Here is a 2,118-nt window from a genome sequence, read left to right as displayed (position 1 = left end):
CGGTCTGGTCGGGGCGCAGCTCGGCCGAAGGCGGACGGGTGATGATGCGCTCGGGGATGACCGCGCCTTGCAAGTTGCGCCATTCGCACAACTGGTAAACCAGCGTCTTGGCCACGTCCTTAAGCACGGCAAAGCCGCCGGCCATATCGCCGTATAGCGTGCAGTAGCCGGTCGTCATCTCCGACTTGTTGCCGGTGGTCAGTACCAGCTTGCCGCCCTTATTGGACAGTGCCATCAGTAGCGTGCCGCGTATGCGTGCCTGCAGGTTTTCTTCGGTGGCATCCAGTGGCAGGCCGGCGAAAGAGGGGGCCAGCGCCTCGGTAAAGCGCTCGTACATCGGCCAGATGGCAATCTCGTCATACTTCACGCCCAGACGCGCCACCATATCGCGCGAGTCGGTCAGTGAAATATCCGCCGTGTAGCGGCTAGGCATCATCACCGCATGCACTTTGTCCGCCCCAAGTGCATCCACCGCGATGGCCAGCGTCAAGGCCGAATCCACCCCGCCGGACAGACCGAGCAGGGCGCCGGGGAAACCGTTCTTGCCGATGTAGTCGCGTACGCCGGTAACCAGCGCCTGATAGACGCTGGCCGTCGCGTCCGGCAGCGCGGCATGCCGGCTGCTGGTAAAGTCGCCGTCGATATAGTCGATCAGCAGCAACTCGTCACTGTAGGCAGCAGCTTGTGCGCAGACTTCGCCGTTGCGGTCCAGCGCGAACGAAGCACCGTCAAAGACCAGCTCATCCTGTCCGCCATTCAGGTTGACATAGGCCAGCGGCAGGCCGGTTTCCTGTACGCGGTAGCGCGCCATCTCCTGACGCGCGGCCACCTTGTTGCGGTGAAAAGGCGAGGCATTGAGTACCAGCAGTGCTTCGGCACCGGCATCCTGTGCTTCGGCGGCCGGCTCGACCGACCACACATCTTCACAAATCAACACACCCAGCTTGACGCCGTTTTGCTCGAACACCAGGGGCGCAGCGCCGGGCGTGAAGTAACGGCACTCATCGAATACTTCATCGTTAGGCAGTAGCATCTTGTGATACTGGCCGAGACGGTTACCGTCACGCAGTACGGTGGCAGCGTTGAATGTCTCGTTGCCCAGCCTGACCGGGTGGCCGATCACCAGCGTAATGCCGTCCAGTTCCAGCAGTTCGTCCATGCCCTGACTGCAGGCGCGGTAAAAATGGTCGCGCAACAGCAAGTCTTCCGGGCTGTAACCGGTCAGCGCCAGCTCGGGCGTGACCAGTACATCTGCACCGGCAGCCATGGCCTGTCGGGCGAAGTCCAGGATTTTTTGGGTATTGCCGGCGATATCGCCGACAACCGGATTGAACTGGGCAAGGGCTATGCGCATGAAGGAGTGTGCAGCGTGGTCTGTGAAAAGGGCGATTTTACCTGATAGCGCGCCGTTGTTGCGTTTGCTGACGGGCGCTTAACGCTGTTGTGCATTTATTTTGAAATTTTTCTAAAAAACGGCTTGCGCAAACCAATCACCGTCTATACAATGCGCAGCCTCTGCTAACGAAACGCAACGCGAATCACTAGCAGGAACTGGAGAGGTGGATGAGTGGTTGAAGTCGCACGCCTGGAAAGCGTGTTCAGGATAATATCCTGACGGGGGTTCGAATCCCCCTCTCTCCGCCAGTTTACTGATAAGCGCATCGCGATTATCAAAAAGTTTGTTCCCTGATAGCTCAGTTGGTAGAGCGACGGACTGTTAATCCGCAGGTCGCAGGTTCGAGCCCTGCTCGGGGAGCCAGTATTCAAAAGGACCTAGCAATTTTTGGCTAGGTCCTTTTTGCGTTTTGCCCCAATTTTGCCCCAATGCGTGGGCAAACGGCCTTCCGAGCAGGCGGTATAAAACCGGTTCCTACACATGACTCCAACACAATTATGGAGTCGAACATGGCAACTATTCGCAAACACGGAGCAGGCTGGGAGGCGCGTGTCCGCCGCAAAGGCCACCCCCACATTTCCAAACACTTTCCCCGCAAGGATCAGGCAGTCCGCTGGGCGCAGCAGGTTGAAGCCGAGATGGAGCGTGGGCCCTATGCCTCACTATCCCGACCTGTACTCTCCGTACATCAGGCGCTGACGCGCTATGCGGAAGAAGTCAGC

Annotated in this window: 2 protein-coding genes and 2 tRNA genes; 3 read left to right on the top strand and 1 reads right to left on the bottom strand. The window is 58.7% G+C overall.

What is annotated here, in order from left to right:
- Nucleotides 1-1,354 (bottom strand): NAD+ synthase (locus tag EGI20_RS17695; protein WP_498633031.1); only part of this gene is annotated, 1,354 nt, incomplete at its 3' end.
- Between the two features lie 199 nt (nt 1,355-1,553).
- On the opposite strand from EGI20_RS17695, the gene EGI20_RS17690 reads away from it, so the two are divergent.
- The 3 genes from EGI20_RS17690 to EGI20_RS17680 all read left to right on the top strand — a co-directional run.
- A tRNA-Ser gene (locus EGI20_RS17690) sits at nt 1,554-1,644 on the top strand.
- A gap of 39 nt (nt 1,645-1,683) precedes the next feature.
- Nucleotides 1,684-1,759, top strand: a tRNA-Asn gene (locus EGI20_RS17685).
- Nucleotides 1,760-1,905: 146 nt separating this feature from the next.
- Nucleotides 1,906-2,118, top strand: a 213-nt coding sequence (locus tag EGI20_RS17680; protein ID WP_498633029.1) for a hypothetical protein, incomplete at its 3' end; no start/stop codon positions are given.

This window comes from Aquitalea sp. S1-19, assembly GCF_024343515.1.
The sequence above is the reverse complement of the archived record's forward strand: the minus strand, read 5'-3'. Positions and strand labels throughout refer to the sequence as shown.